We start from the raw sequence: 1,478 nt of genomic DNA on the forward strand, positions 1-1,478 counted from the left end.
CCCGCCGACACCGCCCCAGGCCAAGGCGCCACCGCCGCCGCCCGCGCCGCCGGCCTGGGCGATCGCGGACGACCGGCGCCTGCACCGGGTGTACTGACCCGGGCGAAGGCCGGCTTCGACGCAGACGTATAACGAGTACGAAAACGAAACAGAAAGGCCGGGCGCTCAGCCCGGCCTTTCCTGTATCCGCCCTGCGCGCCGCTTACTCGGCGGGCGCCGCGGTCACCCACTTGGCGAACACTGCATCGATCTCGCCGTCGGCGACGTTTTTGCCGTCCTCGAGCTTGGCCGCTTGCTCGAACAGAGGAATGATCATCGCCATGCCGTCGATCTTGGTCTTGAGCTGCACGCCCGGGGCGCGGCCGAGAAAAGCGTCCCAGCGCGCGCGGACCTTGGTCCAATACCCCTGGGTCGCGTTCCAATAGGTATACGCCGGCTTGAAGTCGACTTCGCCGGTCTTCTGGTAATCGTTGAAGCCGAACTCGCGCGCCAGCTCTTCCTGGCTGCCGTCGGGCTTGCGCAGCACTTTGGTGTTGAACTGCTCGTGGGTCCAGCCGTTCGGAGTGATGGTGTGGCGATTGACCGCGGAGACCGCGTTGTAGTCGCTGCGCTTGGTGTATTCGCGCCGCGGCAGCGGCCGCCAGCTGGCGTCGCTGGTCCAGGTCGCGACGCCGTTGCGGTAGTCCCAACGGCCGGTGCCGCAGTAGCGCGGCGCGTCGCTGACCTCGTACACGCACTGGGTCCAGGCCCCGCGATTGAGCTCGGCCGGGATCTTGCGCACGTGCCAGGTCTGGTCGGCGCTGAACTCGAAACGCTGCGGCGCCTCGTACACCCAGTCCTGGCGCCAGTGCTTGGTCACGTGGCCGCTCTTGGCGTCGACCAGGATGTGCTGCAGCACGAGCTTGCGCGGGCTGTCCTCGACCACGATGACGGTCTCGTTGCCGCCGCTGCGCATCGCCGGTGCGCGCTCGTAGCCGGGCTTGAGCAGGACGGTCTCGTCGAAGGCGAAATCGACGATGTATTCGCCCTTCATCGCCAGGATCGAAGCGCGGTCGCGTTCGATCGCGGCCTCGGCGGCCGGCACGGGAGACAGGGCCGGCACGGCGGGGCTGGCAAGAACGGTGAGGGCCAGCAGGCTGGCGGTGTACAGGCGTCGGGTCATGGCTGAACTCGATGATTTTCGGTTGGCTGAAGATTCGGATGAAAGGAGTCGGACAAGCGCAGCGACGCGGCCGGCTCAGGCGTACTGCGGCGGGGCGCCGTCGCCCAAGCCCGAGGCCATGCAGCAGCACACATGCGCCTGCGGGCGCAGGCGCGCGCCCTCGCCGGCGGCGATGCGGCGCGCGTGCGCATGGCCGAGCTGCGACAGCCCGGCCGCATCGGCAAGCAGGACGCAATGGCCGGCCTCGTCGTGCAGCACGTGCAGGCGCAGCACCTCGGCGCGCCAGCGGCCGCGCAGGCGCCGCCACCAGCGACGG

The 1,478-nt window shown here is 69.1% G+C and carries 1 protein-coding gene and 1 pseudogene; both read right to left on the minus strand.

What is annotated here, in order from left to right; genetic code table 11:
* Window positions 1-202 precede the first annotated feature (202 nt).
* Window positions 203-1,162, minus strand: coding sequence for a DUF6607 family protein (locus ACSAMQ_RS20500; protein ID WP_435397426.1), 960 nt, complete (start codon window positions 1,160-1,162; stop codon window positions 203-205).
* 75 nt (window positions 1,163-1,237) lie between these two features.
* Window positions 1,238-1,478 (minus strand): annotated as a pseudogene (locus ACSAMQ_RS20505) (hypothetical protein); the annotation flags it as partial.

This window comes from Lysobacter sp. 1R34A, assembly GCF_051217035.1.
Lineage (GTDB): Bacteria > Pseudomonadota > Gammaproteobacteria > Xanthomonadales > Xanthomonadaceae > Lysobacter.